At 50.9% G+C, this 25713-nt stretch carries 24 protein-coding genes and 1 pseudogene; 24 read left to right on the forward strand and 1 reads right to left on the reverse strand.

The window, feature by feature from the left end:
• Positions 1-18 precede the first annotated feature (18 nt).
• From DN611_RS01280 to DN611_RS01360, 16 genes and pseudogenes are all read left to right on the forward strand, one after another.
• Positions 19-657 carry a CHC2 zinc finger domain-containing protein gene (locus DN611_RS01280; RefSeq protein WP_110437422.1) on the forward strand — a complete coding sequence of 213 codons (639 nt, stop codon included), beginning with the start codon at positions 19-21 and terminating at the stop codon, positions 655-657.
• The gene (locus DN611_RS01285; protein ID WP_110437423.1) at positions 569-1945 is read left to right on the forward strand and encodes a virulence-associated E family protein; all 1377 of its coding nucleotides are present in this window, start codon (positions 569-571) and stop codon (positions 1943-1945) included. The genes DN611_RS01280 and DN611_RS01285 overlap by 89 nt, the downstream gene beginning before the upstream one ends.
• 251 nt (positions 1946-2196) lie before the next feature.
• The gene (locus DN611_RS01290) at positions 2197-2394 is read left to right on the forward strand and encodes a hypothetical protein (protein WP_005335835.1); all 198 of its coding nucleotides are present in this window, start codon (positions 2197-2199) and stop codon (positions 2392-2394) included.
• Positions 2395-2426: 32 nt separating this feature from the next.
• A pseudogene (locus DN611_RS01295) lies at positions 2427-3122 on the forward strand (DNA topoisomerase); the annotation flags it as partial.
• Positions 3119-3397 (forward strand): immunoglobulin, encoded by a 279-nt coding sequence (locus DN611_RS01300; RefSeq protein ID WP_119310455.1) that lies wholly within the window; start codon positions 3119-3121, stop codon positions 3395-3397. The pseudogene DN611_RS01295 and the gene DN611_RS01300, both read left to right, overlap by 4 nt.
• A gap of 6 nt (positions 3398-3403) precedes the next feature.
• The gene (locus tag DN611_RS01305) at positions 3404-6454 is read left to right on the forward strand and encodes an LPD28 domain-containing protein (RefSeq protein ID WP_119310456.1); all 3051 of its coding nucleotides are present in this window, start codon (positions 3404-3406) and stop codon (positions 6452-6454) included.
• A 1-nt stretch (position 6455) separates the two neighbouring features.
• Complete coding sequence (locus DN611_RS01310) at positions 6456-6671, forward strand: transposon-transfer assisting family protein (protein WP_002576226.1); 216 nt, start codon at positions 6456-6458, stop codon at positions 6669-6671.
• A gap of 849 nt (positions 6672-7520) precedes the next feature.
• Positions 7521-7877: a TnpV protein gene (locus tag DN611_RS01320; protein ID WP_117802002.1), complete on the forward strand. Its 357-nt coding sequence runs from the start codon at positions 7521-7523 to the stop codon at positions 7875-7877.
• A 2171-nt stretch (positions 7878-10048) separates the two neighbouring features.
• A complete protein-coding gene (locus tag DN611_RS16840) occupies positions 10049-15637 on the forward strand; it encodes an SNF2-related protein (RefSeq protein ID WP_442950793.1) in 5589 nt (1862 codons plus the stop codon).
• 1 nt (position 15638) lies between these two features.
• Complete coding sequence (locus DN611_RS01330; RefSeq protein WP_119310457.1) at positions 15639-16457, forward strand: DUF3849 domain-containing protein; 819 nt, start codon at positions 15639-15641, stop codon at positions 16455-16457.
• Entirely contained in the window at positions 16454-16798 is a 345-nt protein-coding gene (locus DN611_RS01335; protein ID WP_025482058.1) for a plasmid mobilization protein, read from the forward strand. Before DN611_RS01330 ends, DN611_RS01335 begins: the two co-directional genes overlap by 4 nt.
• 155 nt (positions 16799-16953) lie before the next feature.
• Positions 16954-17253 (forward strand): CD1845 family protein, encoded by a 300-nt coding sequence (locus DN611_RS01340; protein ID WP_119310458.1) that lies wholly within the window; start codon positions 16954-16956, stop codon positions 17251-17253.
• Between the two features lie 124 nt (positions 17254-17377).
• The gene (locus DN611_RS01345; RefSeq protein WP_425474077.1) at positions 17378-17971 is read left to right on the forward strand and encodes a type IV toxin-antitoxin system AbiEi family antitoxin domain-containing protein; all 594 of its coding nucleotides are present in this window, start codon (positions 17378-17380) and stop codon (positions 17969-17971) included.
• Entirely contained in the window at positions 17968-18822 is an 855-nt protein-coding gene (locus DN611_RS01350) for a nucleotidyl transferase AbiEii/AbiGii toxin family protein (protein ID WP_002595844.1), read from the forward strand. The genes DN611_RS01345 and DN611_RS01350 overlap by 4 nt, the downstream gene beginning before the upstream one ends.
• Positions 18819-19145, forward strand: coding sequence for a hypothetical protein (locus DN611_RS01355; protein ID WP_006773027.1), 327 nt, complete (start codon positions 18819-18821; stop codon positions 19143-19145). Before DN611_RS01350 ends, DN611_RS01355 begins: the two co-directional genes overlap by 4 nt.
• Positions 19146-19199: 54 nt before the next feature.
• A complete protein-coding gene (locus DN611_RS01360; protein ID WP_002588983.1) occupies positions 19200-20612 on the forward strand; it encodes a relaxase/mobilization nuclease domain-containing protein in 1413 nt (470 codons plus the stop codon).
• A 188-nt stretch (positions 20613-20800) separates the two neighbouring features.
• Here DN611_RS01360 and DN611_RS01365 read toward each other — a convergent pair whose 3' ends face one another.
• Positions 20801-21142, reverse strand: coding sequence for a helix-turn-helix domain-containing protein (locus DN611_RS01365; RefSeq protein WP_008723376.1), 342 nt, complete (start codon positions 21140-21142; stop codon positions 20801-20803).
• A 130-nt stretch (positions 21143-21272) separates the two neighbouring features.
• On the opposite strand from DN611_RS01365, the gene DN611_RS01370 reads away from it, so the two are divergent.
• From DN611_RS01370 to DN611_RS01400, 8 genes are all read left to right on the forward strand, one after another.
• Positions 21273-21815, forward strand: coding sequence for an SLOG family protein (locus DN611_RS01370; protein WP_006059597.1), 543 nt, complete (start codon positions 21273-21275; stop codon positions 21813-21815).
• 107 nt (positions 21816-21922) lie between these two features.
• Positions 21923-22093, forward strand: coding sequence for a hypothetical protein (locus DN611_RS16775; protein WP_166434156.1), 171 nt, complete (start codon positions 21923-21925; stop codon positions 22091-22093).
• A 53-nt stretch (positions 22094-22146) separates the two neighbouring features.
• Positions 22147-22380, forward strand: a complete 234-nt coding sequence (locus tag DN611_RS01375; protein WP_006773021.1) for an immunity 17 family protein — start codon at positions 22147-22149, stop codon at positions 22378-22380.
• A gap of 13 nt (positions 22381-22393) precedes the next feature.
• Positions 22394-22936, forward strand: coding sequence for a hypothetical protein (locus DN611_RS01380; RefSeq protein WP_006773020.1), 543 nt, complete (start codon positions 22394-22396; stop codon positions 22934-22936).
• 41 nt (positions 22937-22977) lie between these two features.
• Positions 22978-23319 (forward strand): hypothetical protein, encoded by a 342-nt coding sequence (locus tag DN611_RS01385; RefSeq protein WP_119310459.1) that lies wholly within the window; start codon positions 22978-22980, stop codon positions 23317-23319.
• 7 nt (positions 23320-23326) lie between these two features.
• The gene (locus tag DN611_RS01390; RefSeq protein ID WP_119310460.1) at positions 23327-24406 is read left to right on the forward strand and encodes an ankyrin repeat domain-containing protein; all 1080 of its coding nucleotides are present in this window, start codon (positions 23327-23329) and stop codon (positions 24404-24406) included.
• A 12-nt stretch (positions 24407-24418) separates the two neighbouring features.
• Positions 24419-25258, forward strand: coding sequence for a DUF2262 domain-containing protein (locus DN611_RS01395; RefSeq protein ID WP_119310461.1), 840 nt, complete (start codon positions 24419-24421; stop codon positions 25256-25258).
• A gap of 9 nt (positions 25259-25267) precedes the next feature.
• Positions 25268-25678 (forward strand): hypothetical protein, encoded by a 411-nt coding sequence (locus DN611_RS01400; RefSeq protein ID WP_006773016.1) that lies wholly within the window; start codon positions 25268-25270, stop codon positions 25676-25678.
• Positions 25679-25713: the final 35 nt, after the last annotated feature.

Raw genomic sequence — 25713 nt, forward strand, 5'->3', positions numbered from 1 at the left:
TTTCAGGAAAGGAGTCACATGAATGTATTTGAAGTTGTAAAAGAAAATGTTACTGCCCGACAAGCCGCAGAAGCCTATGGCTTGAAAGTGGGTCGCACAGGTATGGCGTGTTGTCCGTTTCACTCGGATAAGTCCCCCAGTATGAAGCTGGATGAACGCTATTACTGTTTTGGCTGCGGAGCAACCGGAGACGCTGTTGATCTGACAGCGAAGCTATTCGGTATCGGGCTGAGAGAAGCTGCTGTTAAACTTGCTGAAGATTTTGGTCTTAACTATGACAGCCGACAAAAGCCCAGTGTCCGCCCTCGTATTCGTGAGCCGACACCGGAGCAGAAATATCAAAAAGAAGAAAATCATTGCTACAAGGTGCTGACGGATTATTTTCATCTTCTTAGAGAATGGGAAAAGAAATACGCTCCTAAACAGCCGGATGAGGAATGGAGTCCCCTGTTTGCAGAAGCACTGTATAAGAAGAACTATATCGAATATCTGCTTGATATTCTTCTGTATGGTTCATTGGAGGAACGAAAAGCACTTGTGGCAGAACAGAGAAAGGAGGCGTTAAAACATGAACAGCGAATTGCAGAATTGTCAGCAGACAGAACCATGCACAGTAGAAGAAATCCGAAACAGCTTAGAGCAGAGCGAGAAAGGTAAGGTTTATAATACTGCCGCAAATTATAAGCGTGTTCTGCAATATGACCCACTTTTGAAAGGGGCTATCCGAAAAAATCTTCTGACCGAAAGAATCGACATTGTGAAGCCCCTCGGCTGGTATCGTGACAGCCCGACATTGACGGATGTAGATGTGAAATATCTGCTCCTATATTTTGAAGAAAACTATGGATTGACCGTAGAGAAGAAAATCATAGACGCAGTTGCGGTTATTGCCAACGAAAACCGTTACCACCCTGTCTGCGATTTTCTCAATGCCCTACACTGGGACGGAACGGAACGCATACGCTTCTGTCTGCACCGCTTTCTCGGTTCTGATACAGATGATTACACCTATGAAGCATTGAAGTTGTTTCTGTTGGGTGCTATCTCACGAGCCTTTAAGCCGGGGTGCAAATTTGAGGTAATGCTCTGTCTTGTAGGCGGTCAGGGAGCCGGAAAGTCCTCTTTCTTCCGTTTGCTTGCGGTCAATGATGATTGGTTCTCTGATGACTTGAAAAAGCTGGATGATGAAAATGTGTACCGCAAAATGCAGGGGCATTGGATTATTGAAATGTCGGAAATGATTGCAACCGCCAACGCTAAGAGCATTGAAGAAATCAAATCCTTTCTGAGCCGCCAAAAGGAAACCTATAAGATACCCTATGAAACACATCCGGCAGACAGAAAACGACAATGTGTGTTTGGAGGTTCTTCTAATACCCTTGACTTTCTTCCCCTTGACAGAACAGGCAACCGCCGCTTCGTTCCGGTTATGGTCTATCCTGAAAGGGCTGAGGTTCATATTTTGGCAGATGAACAGGCTTCCAGAGAGTATATCAATCAGATGTGGGCAGAAGCTATGGAGATTTACAGAAGCGGCAATTTCCGTCTGAGATTCAGTCCGGCTATGAACGATTATCTGAAAGCCCACCAAAAGGATTTTATGCCGGAGGACACAAAGGCAGGACAGATTTTAGACTATCTGGAACGCTATTCCGGCAGCATAGTCTGCTCTAAGCAGCTTTACAAGGAAGCACTGGGGCATGATTATGACGAACCGAAACAATGGGAGCTGCGAGAGATCAACGACATTATGAATAACGCTGTCACAGGCTGGAGGGCGTTCAGCAATCCGAGATATTTTCCAGAGCCTTACCGCAGACAAAAGGGCTGGGAGCGTATCAGGAACGACAACGAGCCTGACAACAGCATGGATGGTTTTCAGGAAATCCCGACAGAGGAAATGGAACAGTTAGGACTTCCGGAGGAATGGTTGAAGCAAAAATAAAAGCCCGTTGTCGCTTCGGTTGTCGAGCCGGTTGTCGGTCTGGTTGTCGGGCAAAAATCCCGAAAGCCTTGATATTGCGGCACTTTTCCCTCTCTGACAACCATGACAACCAATATTATAAAGAAAAAGGAAATAGTAAAAAAATAGTATCGCCCGATAAAGAAAAAAGGTTTTCTGATGTCCGTTGTCGGAACTTCGTTGTCAGACCTTTCCTTGTCGGGCTTTTTTCATTTAATTAGGAGGAATATCGTATGACAAATATCGTGAACAGTACACTACCCACCCCAAATAACCATTCGGAGAAAAATAAACCGGATGGAGTTTTTGTGATTAAGCAAGGCAAAACAAATTATAAAGTCAAAGTGTTTTTTGACCATAGTAGCGGTTTGACTGCTGAGGACAGATTGAAACGCATTATTCAGGCAGAAGCAGAGAGAGAATCTGCGTAAGTAATATGAAAAATATCCATGCACCCCCTTGACAAAAGCTTTCAGAGGACACCCTATTGTCCGCAATGGAGACTGCCGGGAAAGATGATATGCCAGAGGATGCTGAGAGAAAAGGTCTGGGGACACCGGCCACCCGTGCCGGTATTTTGGAAAAGCTGGTATCTGCCGGTTTTCTGGAGCGAAAAAAGAACAGAAAAACGGTGCAGCTTCTCCCTTCCCACGATGCAGTATCCCTTATCACGGTGCTGCCGGAACAACTGCAATCGCCGCTTCTGACTGCCGAGTGGGAGTATCGCCTGGGCGAGATCGAGCGCGGGCAGCTTGCCCCAGAGGAGTTTCTGGACGGGATCAGCACCATGCTGAAAGATCTGGTGGGGACTTATCAGGTCATCAAGGGAACTGAGTACCTGTTCACGCCGCCCCGTGAGGTGGTGGGCAAATGCCCTCGCTGCGGCGGTGAAGTTGCAGAACTGCAAAAAGGCTTCTTCTGTCAGAATGATTCTTGCAAATTTGCAATCTGGAAAAACAACAAATGGTGGGCTACCAAGAAAAAACAGCCGACCAAAGCTGTGGTGTCTGCGCTGCTGAACGATGGCTGTGTCCGTGTGACGGGGCTATATTCGGAGAAAACCGGCAAGACCTACGATGCCACTGTGGTTTTGGAGGACGATGGACAGTATGCCAACTTCAAGCTGGAATTTGACCAGCGGAAAGGAGGCAGCCGATGAAGCTCTCTTTAGTGGAACGGGAAACCATTCTCCTCTATAACCAGGCAGAACCAATGGCTGAGATCTATACTCATGATCCCCGTCTGATGGAGAAGCTGGAACTGCTGGCAAAAAAGCACCCCGACCAGATCATCCGAAAGGACGCCCATAACTTTACCGTCCCCAAGCGGTGTGTATCAGTCCGGGAGCCATATAGCGCAGAACGCCGCAAAGCCGCCAGTGAGCGTGCGAAAGCCGCCGGATACCAGCCTCCTATGCGAAAGTCCGGCAGTTAAAGGCACATGACAGAGAATGTATTTGAAGCAGTCAAGCAGTCGGTCAGCACCAGAGATGCGGCAGCGTTTTATGGGATCGAGGTCAAACGAAATGGCATGGCCTGCTGTCCCTTTCACGATGATAAGAACCCAAGCATGAAGGTAGACCAGCGGTTCCACTGCTTTGGCTGCGGTGAAGATGGGGATGTGATCGACTTTACCGCAAAGCTCTTTGACCTCTCCTCAAAAGAAGCGGCGGAGAAACTGGCACAGGACTTTGGCCTGATCTATGACAGTCAGGCCCCTCCCCGCAGGAGGTATGTCCGGCAGAAAACCGAGGCACAAAAGTTTCGGGAGGACCGGCAGCAGTGTTATCGCGTACTGTCCGATTACTACTATCTGCTGAAAAAATGGGAGGCCGACCATTCTCCCCGGACACCGGAGGAGAAACCGCACCCCCGCTTTGTGGAAGCAATCCATAAGAAAATCTATGTGGAGTACCTGCTGGATCTTTTTCTTTATGAAAGTGAAGAAGAACAAAAGGCATGGATTGCAGAACACACAGCAGAAATCACACACTTGGAAAGGAGATTGAAAATCATGGCTGAGAACAAACCCACCAACCGAGAGCGGCTAAGGGAAATCACAGACGGCATCGAGCAGGGAATCAAGGAACTGTTTGAGAGTGAAAAGTATATGCGCTATCTGTCCGTTATGTCCCGCTTCCACCGCTATTCGGTAAACAACACCATGCTCATCTATATGCAGAAGCCGGACGCCACTTTGGTAGCCGGATACAATAAGTGGAAAGACCAGTTTGAGCGTCATGTTAAAAAGGGCGAGCATGGCATTACCATCATCGCCCCCACACCGTACAAGAAGAAAATCGAGGAGCAGAAACTGGACCCGGATACCAAGGCTCCGATTTTGGATAAAGACGGAAAGATCATCACAGAGGAAAAAGAAATCGAGATCCCCATGTTTCGCCCGGTCAAGGTCTTTGATGTGAGCCAGACCGATGGGAAACCTTTGCCGGAGCTTGCCTCCTCCCTTTCCGGCAATGTGCCCAATTATGAGGCATTCATGGAGGCCCTGCGCCGCAGTGCGCCGATGCCGATCACTTTTGAAGCAATGGCCGCCGATACGGACGGCTATTTTTCTGCCGATCATCAGAAAATCGCCATTCGTCAGGGCATGAGCGAGGTGCAGACGGTTTCGGCCACGGTTCACGAGATTGCCCACAGCAAGCTCCACAATCAGAAAAAGATTCAGATTGCCAATGACGAGCAATATCAGGAGATCGAGCTGTTTGATAAACCCGGTCTGTTCTCCAATGGGCGGATTGTCCGTGATAATCTGCCGGAGGGCGTTTATTGCTATGACCTGCGCGGTTCTGACTACGACCCCGGAGAGCCGGTCTGTGTAGAAGAACGAGTGGTTGTAAACCATGCAGGTTCCGTTCTGCTGACAGATCCGCTGGAGCTGGCGGAAAATGGACGCCTGATGCTGACCGAGGAAGAAGGACTGAATTTTGTTGGCGGCTTTTCTACTCTCGCCCAGTTTTTGCAGGAACAGAAGAAAGACCGTCACACGGAAGAAGTAGAGGCTGAAAGCATCTCCTATGCAGTCTGCAAATATTTTGGCATTGAAACCGGAGAAAACAGCTTCGGCTATATTGCCAGCTGGAGTCAGGGCAAGGAACTGAAAGAGCTGAGAGCCAGTTTGGAGACCATCAATAAGACCTCCGGCACTTTGATCTCTGACATTGAGCGCCACTATAAGGAAATCTGCAAAGAGCGTGGAATTGACCCCAATGCAAAAAAAGAGCCGGAAATGGCGGTTCTTGATGCGGAGGCAAACCAGCAGGAGGCTTTGTTTCTAATTGACGATGCCACCTATCTTCATATTCAGCCCTGTGACAGCGGCTGGGACTACACCCTTTACGATGCCGCGTCCATGAAAGAACTGGATGGCGGTCAGCTGGATATGCCGGAGCTTTCCCGCATGAAGGCAGTTCTCCAGATTTGTGATGACAACGATCTGGACAGCACTTCACTTAGACACGCTCCCCTGTCTATGATCGAGACCTTGCAGGAAGCTGCCTATCAGCAGATGCAGGCAGAGGTCGGTCAGATGGCCGCTTCTTCCCAGCTGCCGGAGGCACAGGAGCAGGCGCTGGATGAATACCCAACGCCCGATGAGCAGGTCTCCACACCGGATATGCAGAAATACGGTTACTCTTATGACGGGATGCTCCCTGTTACAAGAGAACGGGCGCTGGAACTGGATGCTGCCGGTTTGACCGTCTATGTGCTGCATGAGGACAATACGGAGAGCATGGTGTTTGACCCGCAGGAAATCATGGAGCATGGCGGTCTTTTCGGTGTGGACCGCGAGGAATGGGAGAAAAGCCCTCAGTTCCACGAAAAGGTCATGGAGCGTCAGGAACATCAGCAGGAACGAGAACAGGCATTTCTCTCCCAGAACAGAAACTGCTTTGCCATCTACCAGGTGAGCCGTAACGATCCGCAAAATGTGCGCTTTATGAATCTGGACTGGTTAGAGTCCCATGATGTTTCCGTAGACCGCAGCAATTATGACCTCATTTACACCGCTCCGCTGAGTGAGTCTGGCACTGTGCCGGAGCAGCTGGAAAAACTCTATCAGCAATTCAATCTGGAAAAACCCGTAGACTTTCACAGTCCCTCCATGAGCGTCAGCGACATCGTTGCGATCAAACAGGACGGTAAGGTATCCTGTCATTACTGCGACAGCGTTGGTTTTACCCAGATCCCCGGATTCCTGCCGGAAAATCCGCTGAAAAATGCGGAAATGGCCCTGGAGGACGATTATGGCATGATCGACGGTATCATCAACAATGGCGCAAAAGAGCCTACGGTGGCAGAGCTGGAACAGCAGGCCCGAAGCGGTCAGCCCATTTCCCTGATGGAGTTGGCAGCCGCCACCCATCGGGAGGAACGGGAAAAGAAAAAGTCCGTCATGGAGCAGCTGAAAGGCCAGCCCAAGACAGAACACAAAAAGACAGCACCAAAAAAGAGTGCGGAAAGGGAGATTTGATATGGGAAACTTTACTTTTGAGGAAATGAACCTGATGTGCATTTACAATACCGGCAGCCGCACCGGACTGATTGACAGCCTGCGTGAGATGCGCGGCGAGCTGGCCCCGGAGGAAACCGAGCTGCGGGAGTTGACAGACAGCGCACTGGGCAAGCTCCAAGCCATGAGTGATGCCGAGTTTGCCGAGCTGGAATTGTACCCGGATTTTGACCAGTAAACACCATAATCGCAGGGATGGGGTGGCAATATGCTACCCCATCTTTTACCCAAAAACCGAAAGGAGGACAGAACACTATGCCAACCAAAGCTGAACTATATGCACAGATGGCGGACAAGGTGGCAACGCAGCTCACGGGGAGCTGGCAGGAATGGGCAGGGTTTCTCACCACTGCTTCCCGACTTTACAAATACCCGTTCCATGAACAGCTGATGATCTACGCCCAGCGACCGGACGCCACTGCCTGTGCGGAGTACGATTTGTGGAATGAAAAGATGGGCCGGTATGTAAGGCGCGGTTCCAAGGGAATCGCTCTGCTGGACGATTCCGGGGACAGGCCCCGCCTGCGTTATGTCTTTGATATTTCCGACACCGGAACCCGTGAACATTCCCGCACTCCCTGGCTGTGGCAGCTGGAGGAGCGCCATTTGGATTCGGTGCAGGCCATGCTTGAGCGCACCTATGATGTTTCCGGTGATGACCTTGCCGGACAGCTCACTGAGGTAGCCGGAAAACTGGCTGAGGAATACTGGACGGAGCATCAGCAGGACTTCTTCTATATCGTTGACGGTTCCTTTTTGGAGGAATATGATGAGTTTAACATCGGAGTACAGTTCAAAGCAGCAGCCACCGTCAGCATCACTTACGCTTTGATGTCCCGCTGCGGACTGGAGCCAGAACGCTACTTCGACCACGAAGATTTCATGGCGATCTTTGATTTCAATACCCCGGCAACTATCGGGGCGCTTGGAACAGCGGTCAGCCAGATCAACCAGCAGGTGCTGCGGCAGATTGGCGTTACCGTCCGAAATGCAGAGCGCGAAGCCAACCAAGAAAGGAGCAAGCAAGATGAACAATCCCATGACCTATATCCAGAACGGAGACTATCTGATTCCCGACCTGAAGCTGAGCCAGCAGCGGTCGAAACCCCTGGGCAAGTACGGCAGGATGAGGAAAACCTACCTGAAGGAACATCGTCCCATCCTCTACAACCAGATGTTGCTGAGCGAGAAGCTGTACCCGCACCTTCTGGAGATCGACGAGACCGCCCAGAGCAGACTGGAGCAGATGATGCCCCAGCTGGCGAAGGAAGCGGGAGCCACCGAGGAACTGAAAGCCAGCGATCCCATGAAGTGGGTGGGGCTGATGAACACCTGCAAAGCTCAGGCCGAGGAAATCCTGATGGCGGAGCTTATCAACAGCTGACCCTAAACCTGTTCCTCTCCGAAGCGGAACAGATCCAATCCATAGATGAAGCAGAGAATGTAGCGCATACATCCTCTGCTTTTTCTTTTGCCCAAAATGACATCGACCATGTGCTGCGTTTGGGCGGCAACACAGACCGTCAAAGGGAGCGTGTGGTTGCAGCCTTTGAAAAGCAGAAAACCACCGCTGAGATTACCGAGATACTGAAAACGCTGTACCACGGCGGCAATGGCCTTGGCAGTGTGAGCGCATGGTATGCCGAGGATGGTATCCATCTTTCCCATGGGAAGTCTGTCCGTTATGACAGGTCTGCCCAGGTCATTTCCTGGGAGAGCGCCGCAGAGCGTATCGGGGAGCTTTTGGAAAGTGGTCAGTTTGCCTCCAATGTGGAGCTTGCAGAAGCGGCAGGCTATGAACGCTCCCTCCTTGCAGAAAAGCTCTGGTATCTGTATCACGATCTCAGTGAGGGTGCCAGAGAAGCCGGATATTTGTCCTGCCTGTCAGAGATCAAAGGCAATGGTTTCCCAGAGGAGACTCGCCGCCTGACGGAGCAGCTGAGTGACCCGGCTTTCCGCCAGACCCTCAAGGAAGAATACGCCGCCTTCTGGACTGCCTATCAGCAGGACCGTGACCTGTTGCGTTTTCACTATCACAGACCAAGGGAGATCTGGGAGAACCTGAAGGACCTTGACCTGCCGCGCAGGACCTTTTCTTCAGACCTTTCCCAAGTGCCAACCGTTCAGCACTTCATTACCGAGGATGAGATCGACGCCGCTATGACCGGCGGCAGCAGTTTCGCCGGAGGAAAAGGCCGTATCTATGCGTTCTTCATGGCAAACCATACGGATAAGGAGAAAGTGAGATTCCTCAAAGACGAGTATGGCATTGGCGGACGCTCTCATGCCCTGTCCGGCGCAACACACAGCGGCGAAGATCACGATGGGAAAGGACTGCACTATAAAAAGCAGGACTGCCCGGATGTTCACTTGAACTGGGAAAAGGTTTCCAAGCGCATTACCTCACTTGTCCAGAAAGGCCGCTATCTTACCGAACAGGAACAAGCGCAGTATGACAAGATCCAGGCTGAAAAGGATCTGGCAGAAGAAGATGCCATTCAAGCCCAGCAGCCGGAGATAGAGGAAGAAACGCCAAAGCCTACCCTTCGGGAGCAGTTTGAGCAGTATAAGCCTGTGGTGACTGCCGCCATATCTGAGGATGTGGCATATCGAAATGCCTGCGGTCATTCCGACCGTGAAAATGCTGTCATCGAGGGCAATGCCGCTGTGCGCCGTGCGGTTCTTGGCTCTAAGGATATGGAGCTGATCCGCCTTTATTCGGATGTGCCGGAGTTCCGCCAGCGCCTGCACCGGGAAGTGATCGACGAAACCTATCCAAAGCTCCATGAGCTTCTGCGCCCTCTTTCTCAGGAAGATATTGATACTGCCCTTTGTGCATGGAACGGCAATATCGAGAGTAAACACGCTGTCGTCCGTTATATGAAAGACCATGCAAGAGAGAAGGATACCGCTGCATGGCTGGCTCAGGAATACGGTGGCAGCAACAGCCCGTTCGTTGTCCGTGCCGGAAGCCCGGAGGAAACACAGCTGCCCTGGCCGAAGGTACAGCGCAGGCTTGCCCAGCTGATTCAGGAGGACCGGTTCTATACCGAAGAAGAACAGGATCGTTTTGACAATATCGACCCTATCGCCATCCGGGAAGCCCTGGAGGAAAGAGGGATCGTCAACGGACAGGTGGCAGACCCGGAAAAACTGGACAATGACCCGTTTATCCAACAGGTGATGTCGGATGCCGAGCAGATCGCAGCTGCCGAGACAGAACAGACTTCCGAGGTTTCCATTTCCGATGAGGAATATGATGCAGTTCGCCGCCCGACTCCGCAAAGGACTTCCTATGACCCTGCCGCCCCGGTCTATGCTGTGGGCGATACCGTGTATATCGAGAATGACGCCTATCAGATCACCGAGCTGCGGGAGGACACCGTGCAGCTTCTGCCCACCGGCATGGTATATCCCATCTACCGGGCAGAGCGCAAAGAACAGTTCGAGCAGCTGATTCGGGCAGACCGCCGCAATGCTTACTATACCGAGTTTCTTCCTATTGACCCGGACAAGGCAGATCAGGACCTGCGGGATGTATTGACCCATGGACTTATGGATGAAGCAGATAAAAAACAGGTTTCCACGCTGCTGCAATCCGGCAGGAGCAACAGTGAGATCGCTTATTGGCTGAGCAGAGCCTATTCTGGTGAGATCGAGACGCTGAATCTGGAGACCGGCGATACTGCCGATTACCGTACCACGGCACAGGGCATGGAGCTGGAAGTCCTGGACGCAGAGGAAAAGCGTCTGGCTGTGCTGTATTTTCGCTGGGATGAGGTTGCGCCTTTGCTGCGCGGGATGTATGCCCGTCAGCTGGATGGCTTTGGACAGGCACGCCCCGAACCGGCTGTCGAATCCCCGACCTTCCATTCCGAGACTGTGGCCGTCTATCCGGGCGATAAGAACAATCTACCTTATGATGTGGTGGTGGAACGGTTGCATATTGAGGAGCCGGAGCCGCCAGCCCCTGTAACAGAGCCGGAAAAAACCTTTGAGGAAGTGTTGGATGAACACCCGGTTTCCATTCAGGTCAACGGCCAGTGGCAGACCTTCCCCAATGCCAAAGCTGCCGAGGAAGCCTCCTATGAGGAATACAAGGCTAACCTGCGCCGCAATGCACAGAACTTCCGCATTACCGATGAGCATTTGGGCGAAGGCGGTCCAAAAGCCAAGTTCCAAGCAAATGTTAATGCCATTCGTTTGCTGAAAGAGCTGGAATCTGCCGGACAGCAGGCAAGCCCCGAACAACAGGAGATTCTTTCCCGCTATGTGGGCTGGGGCGGTATTCCTGATGCTTTTGACCCAGAGAAACCGGCATGGGCTTCCGAGTATACCCAGCTGAAAGAGCTGCTGACCCCGGAGGAATATGCCGCCGCCAGAAGCTCTACCCTCAACGCCCATTACACCAGCCCTACGGTCATTCAGGCCATCTATGAAGCGGTGGGCCGTATGGGGTTTGAGACTGGAAATATTCTGGAGCCGTCTATGGGTGTGGGCAATTTCTTCGGTATGCTGCCGGAGGAAATGCGAAACAGTCGTCTGTACGGCGTGGAGCTGGACCCGGTTTCCGGGCGCATCGCAAAGCAGCTCTATCCCAAGGCGGACATCACAGTAGGCGGCTTTGAGACCACCGACAGGCGTGACTTCTTTGACCTTGCCATCGGCAATGTACCTTTTGGTCAGTATCAGGTCCGGGATAAAGCCTACGATAAGCTGAACTTTAGCATTCACAACTACTTTTTCGCCAAAGCACTGGACCAGGTGCGTCCCGGTGGTGTGGTAGCTTTTGTGACCTCCCGCTATACCATGGACGCCAAAGATTCCACCGTGCGCCGCTATCTTGCCCAGCGTGCCGAGCTGCTGGGAGCTATCCGTCTGCCCAATGACGCGTTCAAAAAGAATGCCGGTGCCGAGGTTGTATCGGACATCATCTTCCTCCAAAAGCGGGACCGCCCGCTGGACATTGCACCAGAGTGGACGCAGACCGGCATTATCAGGGTTCCCGCAAAGTCGCAAGACTTTGTGGGAGAAGGAGGAGCGACGGAGCAAGCGAGCTTTTCGCCGCAAGGCGGAAACGAGCAGGCGCAGTCCGCGACGACGCAGGATGGGTTTGCCATCAACCGGTATTTTATCGACCACCCGGAAATGGTGCTGGGCAGACAGGAGCCGGTAAGCACTGCTCATGGTATGGATTACACCGTGAACCCTATCGAGGGACTGGAGCTTTCCGACCAGCTGCATGATGCTGTGAAGTACATTCATGGCACTTATCAGGAGGCAGAGCTGCCGGAGCTGGGCGAAGGCGAAGCCATTGACACCTCCATTCCTGCCGACCCAAATGTGAAGAACTATTCCTATGCCATTGTAGACGGGCAGGTGTACTATCGGGAAAACAGCCGCATGGTGCGCCCTGACCTCAACGCCACCGCCGAAGCCCGCGTGAAAGGTCTTGTGGGACTGCGTGATTGTGTGCAGGAACTGATCGACCTTCAGATGGATGCAGCGGTTCCAGACAGCACCATTACCCAAAAACAGGCGGAACTGAACCGGCTCTATGATAGCTTTTCTGCCAGATACGGTCTCATCAACGACCGTGCAAATCGGCTGGCCTATGCAGATGATTCTTCCTATTACCTGCTCTGTGCGCTGGAAGTTATCGACGAGGACGGAAAGCTGGAGCGCAAGGCGGATATGTTCACCAAACGGACCATCAAGCCCCATCAGGCAGTGGCTACTGTGGATACGGCAAGCGAAGCACTGGCGGTGTCCATCTCGGAAAAGGCCTGCGTAGATATGAGCTATATGAGTCGGCTTACCGGAAAAACAAAAGAAGAACTGGCCGGAGAGCTGCAAGGCGTGATCTTCCGTGTACCGGGACAGCTGGAACAGGACGGCACACCCCATTTTGTGACTGCTGATGAATACCTGTCCGGGAATGTGCGCCGCAAGCTGCGTCAGGCGCAGCGGGCGGCACAGCAGGACCCTTCTTTTGCAGTCAATGTGGAAGCTCTTACCGCCGCCCAGCCCAAAGACCTGGATGCGTCGGAGATCGAGGTGCGCCTTGGTGCCACCTGGATCGACAAGGAATATATCCAGCAGTTTATGTACGAGACCTTCAACACCCCGTTTTATCTCCAGCGCAGCATAGAGGTCAACTATTCCTCCTTTACTGCTGAATGGCAGATCAAGGGGAAATCTTCCGTATCCTACAACGATGTGGCAGCTTATACCACCTATGGGACCAGCCGCGCCAATGCTTATAAGATTTTGGAGGACAGTCTGAACCTGCGGGATGTCCGTATCTATGACACCATAGAGGATGCGGATGGAAAAGAGCGCCGCGTGCTGAACGCCAAGGAGACCACTCTGGCTGCCCAAAAACAGCAGGCTATCCGGGAAGCCTTTAGGGACTGGATCTGGAGAGACCCGGAGCGCCGCCAGACTTTGGTGCGCCAGTATAACGAAGAAATGAACTCTACCCGTCCCCGCGAGTATGATGGCAGCCATATCACTTTTGGTGGCATGAACCCGGCCATTACCCTGCGGGAACACCAGAAAAGTGCCATCGCCCATGTGCTGTATGGCGGAAATACCCTGTTGGCACACGAAGTAGGCGCGGGCAAAACCTTTGAGATGGTGGCCGCTGCGATGGAAGCCAAACGCCTGGGCTTGTGCCAGAAATCTCTCTTTGTGGTTCCCAACCACTTGACCGAGCAGTGGGCGTCGGAGTTTCTACGTCTCTATCCTTCCGCCAATATCTTAGTCACCACAAAAAAGGACTTTGAGACCCATAACCGAAAGAAGTTCTGCGCCCGTATTGCGACCGGTGACTACGACGCCATCATCATGGGACACAGCCAGTTTGAGCGTATCCCAATCAGCCGGGAGCGCCAGGAAAGGCTTCTCTATGAGCAGATCGACGAGATCACCGAGGGTATCGCAGAGGTGCAGGCCAGCGGCGGCGAGCGTTTTACCGTCAAGCAGCTGGAGCGTACCCGCAAATCGCTGGAAGCCAGGCTGGAAAAGCTACAAGCCGAGGGGCGAAAAGATGATGTGGTAACTTTTGAGCAGCTGGGTGTGGACCGGCTGTTTGTGGACGAGGCCCACAACTATAAAAACCTGTTTCTATACACAAAAATGCGGAATGTGGCTGGTCTTTCCACATCGGATGCGCAGAAATCCTCCGATATGTTTGCCAAGTGCCGCTATATGGATGAGATCACCGGAAACCGTGGCGTGATTTTTGCCACCGGCACCCCGGTCAGCAACTCCATGACCGAGCTTTACACCATGCAGCGGTATCTCCAGTATGACCGCCTGCAAGAACTGAACATGACCCATTTCGACTGCTGGGCTTCCCGATTTGGAGAGACCGTCACAGCATTGGAGCTGGCACCGGAAGGCACCGGCTACCGGGCAAGAACGAGATTCAGCAAGTTCTTTAATCTGCCGGAGCTGATGAACCTGTTCAAAGAAGTGGCGGACATCAAGACCGCCGACCAACTGAATCTGCCGACCCCGGAGGTGGAATACCACAACATCGTGGCGCAGCCTACCGAACATCAGCAGGAAATGGTCAAGACCCTTTCGGAACGGGCATCGCTGGTACACAGTGGAACCGTTGACCCATCTCAGGACAATATGCTCAAGATTACCTCGGATGGCCGTAAGCTGGGCCTGGACCAGAGAATCGTCAACCAGATGCTGCCGGATGAACCTGGCACAAAGGTCAATCAGTGCGTGGACAACATCATGCAGATCTGGCGGAATGGCAAAGCTGACAAGCTGACCCAGCTGGTGTTCTGCGACATTTCTACACCGCAGGCAAAAGCTCCTGCAAGCAAGGCGGCGAAAACGCTGGATAATCCACTGCTTCACGCATTGGAAGGCTCTTTGCCTCTGCCGGAGCAGGAATCGGTCTTTACGGTATATGACGATATTCGTCAGAAACTCATTGCTCAGGGAATGCCTGCCGACCAGATCGCTTTTATCCATGAAGCCAACACCGAAGTGCGGAAAAAGGAGTTGTTCTCTAAGGTCCGTACCGGTCAGGTGCGTGTCCTTTTGGGCAGCACCGCCAAGATGGGCGCAGGCACCAATGTGCAGGACCGTCTGGTGGCACTTCATGACCTGGACTGTCCGTGGAGACCGGGAGACCTTGCCCAGCGCAAGGGCCGTATCGAGCGCCAGGGTAACCAGAATCCTCTTGTCCATGTGTACCGCTATGTGACCGAAGGAACCTTTGACGCATACCTCTGGCAGACGGTGGAGAATAAGCAAAAATTCATCAGTCAGATCATGACTTCTAAATCACCAGTGCGTTCCTGCGATGATGTGGACGAAACGGCGCTTTCCTTTGCCGAGATCAAAGCCCTGTGCGCCGGAGATCCCCGCATCAAGGAGCGTATGGATTTGGATGTGGAGGTATCCCGCCTGAAGCTGATGAAAGCCGACCACCAGAGCAAGCAATATCGTCTGGAGGACCAGCTGCTCAAATACTTCCCGGAGGAGATTGAAAAGCACAAAGGCTTTATCAAGGGCTTTGAATCCGATCTGGAGGTTTTGGCAGCTCACCCGCACCCGGAGGACGGTTTTGCTGGTATGGAAATCCGCGGCGATCTGCTGACCGATAAGGAGAACGCCGGTGCAGCCCTTTTGGATGCCTGCAAGGAGGTCAAAACCTCCGATCCGGTGCAGATCGGCAGCTACCGGGGTTATGCCATGTCCGTGGAATTTTCCGCTTGGAAACAGGAGTATACGCTCCTGCTGAAAGGACAGATGACCCACAGGGCAACCCTTGGTACAGACCCTCGCGGAAATCTTACCCGTATCGACAATGCCCTCACTCAGATGCCCCAGCGTCTGGAGGCGGCAAAGGCACAGCTGGATAACCTCTATCAGCAGCAGGCTGCCGCAAAGGAGGAAGTCGGAAAGCCATTCCTTTATGAAGAAGAACTGACAAGCAAAAACGCCCGTCTGGTGGAGCTGGATACCCTGCTCAACATCGACGGAAAGGGGCAGGCACACACCGAGTCTGTTGTTGCCAAAAGCACACGGCCTTCGGTGCTGGATAACCTAAAACGCCCGGTGCAACCCCGCAGTACAGACAAGAAACCAAAACAGCATGAGGAGGTGCGATAACATGAATACTAACGATCTGAATACAGCCCTTTATGAAAAGATGGCTGCCGAACAGGACAAGTTCCGGGACTGGCTGAAAAGCCAGCCCCCGGAAGAAGTCTTAAACCATGCCTATGAGTACACCATCCGCGAGGACATCGTGATGGCAATGGAGGAACTGGAGTTGACCGACACCCAGGCTCAGGCACTTTTGGAATCGCCCTCTCCATTGGCGGATGTGTACCACTATTTTGAAAAGCTGGAGACCGGCCACATGGATGTGATCCGGGACAGCATTGAGAACCGTGCCAATGATGTGTGCAGAGCCAAAGAGGAACTGCGAACAACACCGGTCTATCCCCACTCTGCCGCCTATGCGAGAGAACATGGGGAGCTGGAGCAGTACCGAGCTTTCAACAATGTAAATCTCCAATGCAAGGAGTCCATTGAAGCGGCGGTGCGGGAACACTTCGACGGAATGTATCTCAGTCACGATGCGGCAAAGGGTGTGATCGAGACCTATGGCATGGAGCGTGTGGCTTTGGTTCTGGCCAACACCGTCCAGCTTCAGGACTGGGATGGGCGCTACTCCCGACGCAATAAGGAATGGGCTAAGACCATTCCCAACGAGAACCCCGAAACCGTCCGTTGTGGTTATGTCCTGAACAGCCACCCTGCTGTACTGGATGGCTTTATTGATCTGGTGCGTGAAGAACAGCAGCGTAGCCGTACTCAGGGAGAAAAACTGCAACCGTCCCGTCCCTCAGTACGGGATAAGCTCAAACAGGAGCTGCCGGCCCATAAGCCCGCCGCCTCAAAGAAACGGGAGCCGGAGCGATAACTATGGCAAAGCGTAAGCGGGATATGCAATTAAACTTTAGAGTTTCAGCGGAGGAGCTTGCTGTGATTGAGCAAAAAATGTCTCAGTTTGGAACCTCCAACCGTGAAGCCTATCTAAGAAAAATGGCGCTGGATGGGTATGTAGTCAAGCTGGAGCTGCCGGAGCTGAAGGAGCTTGTTTCCCTGATGCGCCGAAGCAGCAACAACTTAAACCAGCTGACCCGTAAAGTGCATGAGACTGGGCGGGTTTATGATGCTGACTTGGAGGATATATCCCAGCGGCAGGAACAGTTATGGGAGGGCGTAAAGGAAATCCTTACCCAGCTTTCCAAACTTTTATAACGGGGATAGATACTCCATTTGCGGAGGGAGGAACGGCATTACTTCGCTGCTCCTCTCTCCGCTTTTTCTTTTTATCGGTATCCTTGTCTTTTGCCTGCCCATGCCGGATAATATGATTAGAAAAGATACCAAGAACGCTGCAAGGAGGAAATGACATGAAGATTTTGAAAGGGCTTTTGATGATTATAACTGCACCGGTCATTTTGGTTCTGACACTTTTTGTCTGGCTCTGCACAGGGCTGATCTACATATCCGGTCTGGTGCTCGGCCTGTTCAGTACCGTGATTGCTCTGCTTGGTGTGGCTGTGCTGCTTACCTATTCCCCGCAGAATGGTGTGATTTTGCTGGTTATGGCATTTTTGATTAGCCCTATGGGGCTGCCGTTGGCTGCAATCTGGCCGATGGGTAAGGTGCAGAGTTTGAAATTTGCAATCCAGGAGTTGGTTTATGGATAAAAATACGCAAAACCATAAAAATGCCAGACACCGTCTGTTAAATTTGGAAAGAGAAACTATATATCCACGACTTTACTTTTGAACTAATATCGCGTATAATATTAGTGCGAAAGGAAGTGATATGATGGGACAATTTGAACAGCTGGATCAGATGCTAACAGAACAAGAAGGAATGCTGCGAACATCGCAGGTCGTATCTTCTGGAATTTCAAAGCCGGTATTTTATGATTATGTGCGTTCACGAGATTTGGATAGAGTCGCACATGGGATTTATCTGTCCAAAGATTCCTGGGTGGATGCCATGTATCTGCTTCATTTGCGATTTGAACAAGCAGTATTTTCACATGAAACAGCTTTATTTTTTCACGATCTGACAGATCGTGAACCAATAGAATATACAGTTACGGTCAAAACTGGATGCAATCCAAGCAAAATGAAAGCAGAAGGCATTCAAGTTTTTACGATTAAAGCAGACTTACATGATGTAGGACTTACAACAGCGAAAACTCCGTTCGGGCATACTGTGCCGGTTTATGATATGGAGCGAACAATCTGTGATTTGCTCAGAAGCCGTAGCAGAATTGAAATTCAGACCTTTCAGGGAGCACTGAAAGCGTATGCCCGTAGAAAAGATAAGAACCTGCGAGCTTTAATGCAATATGCTGGGATGTTCAAGGTGGAAAAAATTTTACGACAGTATTTGGAGGTACTTTTATGATAAAAACAGCAAGACAGCTTAAAGATTTAATACGAAACCTTTCCAGAGAAAAATCCGCAGATGCTCAGATTTTAATGAGGAACTACATGATGGAGCGTTTTTTGGAGCGTATTTCTCTTTCTGAGTATCGTGATAAGTTTATCTTGAAGGGTGGTATGTTGGTAGCGGCTATGGTTGGATTGGATGCCCGCTCTACGATGGATTTGGATGCAACCATAAAAGGAGCTAATGTTAATGTGGAGGATATTGAGAATCTAATTTCATCAATCGTAACTGTTCCGATTGATGATGGTGTTAAATTTCAGCTGAAAAGTATTTCGGAGATTATGGATGAAGCAGAGTATCCGGGGATTCGTGTCAGCATGAGTACAACATTCGATGGTGTAGTGACCCCTTTGAAAATTGATATTTCTACGGGAGATGCAATCACTCCAAGAGAGGTTCGGTATTCATTCAAACTTATGCTGGAAGATCGCTCCATTGATATTTGGGCTTATAATTTAGAAACTGTGCTGGCAGAAAAACTGGAAACCATTATTACTAGAACCACAACCAATACCCGCATGAGAGATTTCTACGATATTTACATTTTAGAACAGCTGCATGGAACCACGCTGAACCCGAAAATTTTACATGATGCGCTTCTGGCAACTGCTCATAAACGGGGATCGGAGAAGTATCTTAACCAGGCTGAAGAAGTTTTTGACGAAGTGGAAAATGATTCGGTTATGCAAAAACTTTGGGAGGCATACCGTAAAAAGTTTTCTTATGCTTCTGATTTGGAATGGGATGTGATTATGAAAGCAATTCGCAGGTTATATGTTCTTTGCGAGAAGGGCATCAGTTTATGAAAAAGCATGGACACTATTGTAAAGTTTGTGGTGAATACAAAGCCAACGAAAAATTTTCAGGCAAAGGTCATGCATCCCACATTTGTAAATCCTGTGCTTCGCTACCAGCAGAAAAGCAGGCTGAACTGATGACACTGAATCGTCTTTTGAATCTTCCATGGAGGCTATCGAAAGAGCAGTTGTCCTGGCTGAAAAATCGACTAAAGGATAGGCGGCCTGATGTCCGTGCATTGGCGCAAGAGCAATATGAAATGAGATTTCCACCAAGACACTTAGAAGATGATGAGTTCAATTTTTTCGATGAAGAAAGTTTTATAGAATAGTGAAAGCGGTCTGCTATGGCAGGCCGTTTTCTTTTCGGGAAGGAGGTCTGACCTATGGCAACCACAAGAATCATGCCGCTTCATGTCGGCAAGGGCCGCACAGAAAGTCGGGCGATCAGTGACATCATCGACTATGTGGCCAATCCCAAAAAAACAGATAATGGCAGGCTCATTACCGGCTATGCGTGTGACAGCAGGACTGCGGATGCAGAGTTCCTTCTGGCAAAGCGGCAGTACCTTGCCGCGACCGGACGAGTGCGAGGTGCGGATGATGTGATCGCCTATCATGTGCGCCAGTCGTTCCGCCCCGGTGAGATCACACCGGAGGAAGCCAATCGGCTGGGTGTGGAATTTGCCAAGCGATTCACCAAGGGCAATCATGCCTTTGTGGTCTGCACCCACATAGACAAGTCGCACATTCACAATCACATTATCTGGTCATCGGTCAGCTTAGAATATGACCGGAAATTCCGAAACTTTTGGGGCAGCACCAAGGCAGTCCGACAGTTAAGTGACACCATCTGCGTCGAAAACGGACTGTCCATTGTGGAGAATCCGAAACCTCACGGAAAGAGCTATAACAAGTGGCTGGGCGATCAGGCAAAGCCCTCTCACCGAGAGCTGCTGCGTGTAGCGATTGACAACGCATTATCACAAAGTCCAGCTAATTTTGAGGAACTGCTGAAGCTGCTAAAAGAGTCCGGCTGTGAAGTATCAAAGCGCGGAAAATCGTATCGTTTGAAACTCCCCGGCTGGGAGAAAGCCGCCCGAATGGACAGCCTGGGCGAAGGATATGGATTAGATGATTTGCAGGCGGTTCTCTCCGGGAAGAAAGCGCATACCCCACGAAAGAAAATAGTTACACAGGCAGAGACGCAGAAGGTCAATCTGCTGGTGGACATTCAGGCAAAATTGCAGGCTGGAAAAGGTGCTGGCTATGCTCGATGGGCCAAGGTGTTCAACCTCAAGCAGATGGCGCAGACCATGAATTACTTGTCAGAGAATAACCTGCTGGAGTATGCGGTTTTGGAAGAAAAGGCTGCGGCTGCCACGGCACATCACAATGAGCTTTCGGCGCAGATCAAAGCGGCTGAAAAGCGCATGGCAGAGATTGCTGTTCTGCGTACTCACATTGTAAATTATGCCAAGACCCGTGAGGTCTATGTGGCATACCGCAAGGCAGGCTACTCTAAGAAATTCCGGGAGGAACATGAGGAAGAAATTCTGCTCCACCAGGCTGCTAAGAATGCCTTTGATGAGATGGGCGTCAAGAAGCTGCCCAAGGTCAAAGAGTTACAGACGGAGTACGCGAAATTGCTGGAAGAAAAGAAAAAGACCTATGCCGAGTACCGGCGTTCCCGTGAGGAAATGCGGGAGCTTTTAACGGCAAAGGCCAATGTGGATCGAGTGCTGAAAATGGAGGTAGAACAGGATGTTGAAAAAGAAAAAGACCACGGCCAGCGATAAGCTGGTCCTGGTCAAAAGCGTTCGTAGAACGCGCAGCCACAGAATGAAATTCTGTGTTCAAAGGGGCTTGGGGGCACTGCCCTCAACAAGCAGTTTGTGGCGAAATGGATAGCCACAAGCATTGCTTGCCACAATATGCTGCGCATAAAATGAAAAACTAACGACGGGACGCTTACTGCCTCCTATCGTTAGTTTTCTGTGTTTAAGCGACTTATAAAACCAATCAGCATAATCAAATCGTCATCTGACATCTTTCTCATTCCGTCCAAAGCCTTCTTGATAAGCTGAGGGTTATTTTCCTGTGCATCAAAAAATTGAAGCGGTGTGATTTCAAAATACTCACAGATGTTGAGGAACTGCTTCATAGACGGCATAGAACGCCCAGAGGAAATCGCCTGAATATAGCTTCTGTTCTGCCCTAACTCCATGCTCATCTGATATTCTGAAACGCCTTTTTTCAATCGTAATTCTGTGATTCGATTGCGGATAAATTCTTCGTCCATACGCTCACCTCTCTGCTCTTTTAGCATAGCAGAAAGCAATTCTTGATACTTCGTATGTATTGTGTTATAATTTTATAATACAACCTTTATACGCATTATTATTTGCGTTATTTTTGCTTTATATGCGTAATCAAGGCAGTTATCAAGGGTGATTTATATGAATCAGTATGCCTGCGCCATTACCGGCCACCGACCAACAAGATTTTGCTTTGGATATAATGAGGAAGATCCCCTATGCCAAAAATTAAAAGAATGTCTCCTGGAGCAGTTTCGGATACTTCATGACGAGAAATTTGTCCGTACTTTTTTTGTCGGCGGTGCTCTTGGTGTGGATATGTGGGCTGGAGAACAGCTGCTGACATTGAGGGCACAAACGGGATACGAAGATATTAAAATTGTCGTTGTAGTTCCCTTCATCGGTTATGACTCTAAATGGCCGGATCAGAGTAGACATAGATTGAAAAAGCTGATCCAAAACGCAAACGATTCCATTGTTATTTCACATTCTGCGGATGTTTCCAGTTATAAAAAAAGGAATTACTATATGGTCGATCATGCAGAGTACCTTATCGGTGTGTTTGATAATCAGAAAAAGCTGCGCTCAGGTACAGCACAGACAGTCAACTATGCCTTGCATCAGGGAAAAGTAATCACTCTGATCCATCCAGACACTATGGAGATAACAGCCCCTGCGCCTTAACAAATTCACAAAAATTTTTCATTAGCATTTCCAACAAAATATTTTCATTGAAGGGGTGCTGTGATATAATAAGATATAAAACTACGCTCAGAACAAATGGTGCCGCTATGAACAAATATATTGGACAGCAATTTGCTGCTTTAAGATACGAAAAAAATATTTTGGTTGTTGAAGAAACTACATCTGCTGGTGGATGCGGCTCCTTCAACGCGGCTTCTTCATGTCCTGCGTCAGCCTGTCTTTATGACAGTGCGGCGTGGGGCTTTTTTATTGTTTGAAAAGAGTATGAAAAGAGAAATACCAGCAGGTATTTGCGTGAGGAGGAAGTAGAATGAACAGCGAACAGATCACAGCATTTTTACAAGAGCATTGGTACATTGCCTCGGTGCTCATCGGGGCCGTGATTTTGTTTGGAGCGATCCGCAACTGGAACTGGCTCTGCGACCCCACTGGTACGCGGGATGCCCATCGACACAGCAGAGGATACCGGCGTGTGGTTTTCTTTCTGCTGGGTGTCCTCTTGATTGTGGTGAGTATCTGGGGATTTGTGCTGAAATTGAAATAGGAGGAGAAAGACTATGATGACTGAGAAATATCCCACCTGGCTCATCGGCCATGTGAAAGAATGGGCGGAGAAGCGTTTGCCCACCGTGATACTTTGTTCCACCACCGGCAATGAACTGCTGGAGGTTTGGTATTACGGAGATCTGCTCACGGTGAAAGGAGAACCCCAATCCTATATCATAGATAGCGACGAGGCCCCCGGACTGGTGACAGCCCGTGACCCGGAGAGCGGCGAGGAGTTCGTCATCTTTGACGGTGGACGGCATGGCTACGACAATATGTTCTGCGATGAACATGATCCATCCGAGCTGGAGCACCGCCCCCTCAAGCGGTATGAGATCCCCGCCTCCAAGTTGGTGCTGGAGCTGGGGTACAGCATTGACTATGAGGACGAAAAAGAGAACTTTGAACCGGATGAGGCGGATACCGTGGAACTGATCAACGGTGAACGGATGCCGTGGGAGCAGGCCAAGCGGGACGGCATCGACTATATCGCCCTTTACTATGTGAACGAGAAAGGAAAACCAGTCCAGATCCTGGACGCAGAGCTGGCCTGAGTATACCGCAGCCAGATGACGGGATAAAGGAGGGCGACAGCGTGATCGGGACAGATGAAAACCGGGCGGTGCTCCATGTGGAGGTCATCTTCTGGAGCGGCAAACGAAAAATACCACCCAGCCTGGTCAGCGGAAAGTATTGTCCCCATTTTGTGGTCACAGGAACTACAGAATATTTGGGTGTATGCTTTCTGGACGGAACCGAGTGTACATTTGATACACCAGCTTTGGGAAATGCCCAACCCCTATATCCAGATACCATTGACTATGCCCCGCTGGAAAACAATGCGGAATTTTTGATCTATGAGGGAGCCAATGCCGTTGGCAAGGGCCGGGTGCTGGGCCGAACCGTTCCCTATAAAGTGAAACAACAACGAAGGTAGGTGCCTTATGTACCAAATTGCATATATTGGCCGCTGGGAGACCCTCCCGGAAACGGCTGCCGCCATTTGTGACTATGACACTTCCAAGCTGGAGGTACTGCTCCAGGGCGGTCTGGATTTAGATGACCCCATTCAGCTCAGCGAGTATATCAAACTCACACCACTGGAGATCGCGGTTTTTAGGAATGATGTGCCCATGATTCACTTCCTACTGGGGCATGGAGCTGATCCCGGTCTGGCAGAGGAACAGCCCCTGCTGCTTACCGCTGCCCGCTGTTGTGGGCCGGAGGTGGTGGCGCTCTTTGCTGGACAGGCTGCAAAACTCAGCCTGAAGCAGAAAGAGCGGGCCTTTCAGGAAGTACGCTGGGGCAAGCGCCCGGAGAATATCCCGGTGCTGGAGCAGGCTGGGATCACAGTGGATAAGTTTGGCGGCGAGGCATTCCGGGCCGCTGTGTCCGAGGGCAATGCCAAACTTGCCCGACTGCTTCTGGAAAAAGGGGCAGACATCAATTACCACAAGCCGGACATGGTGTTCCCTTACGCCTCCACCCCTGTCACCGAGGCCGCCCGCTCCAACAATTTCTCCATGGTGCGCTGGCTGGTGGAACAGGGAGCGAATATCACCCTTGTTGACAAATACGGCGACCGGCCTTACAGTGTGGCAGTTCAAAACAAGAATCAAGAGATGGCCGACTACCTGAAGGCGCTGGAGCCGGAGGACTGGCACAACGAACAAGAAAAGGTCCGGCAGCTTATGCCCTACAAGCTGCCTGCCAAGCTGGTGGAATACTTGAAAACCGGCCCCCTGCGTTTGGAATTCCCGGAGCAGGAATGGGTGAAATGGGCGGAGCTGTACGCCTACATGGATGTGCAGGAGATGACCTGGAAACGGAAGAAGCTGCTCTCCCTCATGGCGGCCATGGACAATTACAGCGACTACCTGCTGCTGTGGAGCCCCAGGGACAAAAAGCTGTGGTATCTGGACATCGAGCATGAGGAATTCCACTCTCTGGCCAAATGGGATGACTTCATCGCAGATCCCGGCCAGTATCTGAACGGGATGATTGAGGGCGAGTTTGAGGAATAAGGAGAATGATCTATGTTTGAAGAATTCTATGAGATGTACGAGCCCGAGGAGCAGGAAGTGATCGCTCTGATCAATCGCTGCATTGGGGGCGGATTTAACTGGAAAGGCAACTTTTGGGAAATGACCGTTGTGACGCTGGGTATCGTGTTCTGTGACACCGGCAAGGTCAGCACTAAAGAGGAGCGGCTGGATTGGCCGGTTACCGAGGAGGAACGCCATAGTGACAAAGGCTGGGGACGCTTTCAAAGCGAGCAGATCTGCCGCCTGAAGATCCGCCGGATGAAAGAAGAATGGGCAAAGGATCTGGTGGCGTGGCCCTGGTGTATCTCCCAGGTGGTCAAGGCCCATGAGGACTGCCCGGAACTCCAGGCAGTCCTGGACGAGTACCACAAGCCGGTGGTGATCCAGGACGAGGTGCTGGGAGAACTGACACTGGACAAGGACTATGATACCTTCGAGGGCGAAATCCAGTGGTGCGGAAAGGATGTGAGCCTTTCTCTGGAAGTCAATGCCGAGAGCAAGCCCTCCTGGACCCGCGCCCGCAGTGCCGCCAAGAAGCTGCTGGCCGACTGTGACACCTGGGACAAAGCCATGCGGGAGCTTGCAGCCAAGAACCTGACCGAACTGGCTAACAACTGGCTTTCCCAGGATGAGGAAAACCCCCGCGATCCGGAAACAGACCCCATCACAGAGGAAGAACTGGCCCGGCGGATCAGCATGACGAGCCTGTCCGTCACCTCCGGCGGCAGCTTCACCGCCTGGTTTGACTGCGACGAGATGTTCACCGACCATGCGGTGACGATCTACGGCTCCTTGAAAAAGGGCCTCAAAACTGCCAACATTGAGGGATAGGAGTTGTCTATGGAAAAAGCGACTGCTGTTAATACCTGCTTAGGTGTTTTGAAGGGACGGGACTGCATCTATCTGGATCAGGTGAAACAGGATGCTCTGAACAATCTGACCTTTACGGGGGACATCAATGGCCATCTAATCTCCCAGTGCAGGGACGAAAAAGACTGGTTTCCCTATACACTCACCTTCCGGCAGGTGCTGGCCTATTTTACCTGTGAATTGGACACCTATGAAAATATGGCTGGGACGGAGTATCTGGATGGCAGTTCCTTCGATTTAATTGAGGACAGCACCTGGCTGAAGTCTCTGCCAGTGCGGGAGGACTTTGACAAAGGCATCTATCGGCACTACCGGCTGTTTACATACGATGATGTTTACAACATCATTGCGGTTTCCTATGAGTTTGCAGCAGAGTTGTAAATGCCTGAAACATGGAAGACCATTGGAGGGATCTA

Source organism: Oscillibacter sp. PEA192 (assembly GCF_003574015.1).
GTDB classification, from domain to species: domain Bacteria; phylum Bacillota; class Clostridia; order Oscillospirales; family Oscillospiraceae; genus Oscillibacter; species Oscillibacter welbionis.